This is a genomic window from Corallococcus sicarius, from assembly GCF_003611735.1.
Lineage (GTDB): Bacteria > Myxococcota > Myxococcia > Myxococcales > Myxococcaceae > Corallococcus > Corallococcus sicarius.
In genome coordinates this window covers 1-429 of sequence record NZ_RAWG01000761.1, presented here as the reverse complement: position 1 = coordinate 429, position 429 = coordinate 1, and the positions used below count along the sequence as shown (strand labels likewise).

Below are 429 nucleotides of genomic sequence, written 5' to 3'. Positions count from 1 at the left end.
GTATGCGCTGCTGGTCGGCCGCACCTTCTGGCTGGGCATGCGCTGCGTGGAAATGAAGCGCCACTTCTCCGGCTACATCGCCTTCGGCATCGGCCTGTGGATCAGCATGCAGACCTTCGTCTCGATCGGCGTGAACCTGGGCATCCTGCCGACCAAGGGCCTGACCCTGCCGCTGATCTCCTCCGGCGGTTCGTCGGTGCTGATGACCTGCGTGGCGATGGGCCTGCTGCTGCGCGTGTCGTATGAACTCAAGCGCGCCGAGCGCCGCCAGGCCGTGCGCATCGGTGGCGCCGAAGACGCCGCGGCCGAACCGATGGACAAGCCCGCCGCAGCGGTGGACGCCAGCGTGCCGATGCGTGCCGAGCCGGTCGCACCCGCGTCCGCTGCAGCGAGCGCCGCACGTGGCACCAGCCGCCTGCAGTCGCGCAT

1 protein-coding gene is annotated in these 429 nt (G+C 69.5%); it reads left to right on the top strand.

All coding sequences use genetic code 11. The features are described 5' to 3' along the window. A partial coding sequence (locus D7X12_RS43625) for an FtsW/RodA/SpoVE family cell cycle protein (protein WP_167509144.1) occupies positions 1–429 on the top strand: 429 nt, incomplete at both ends.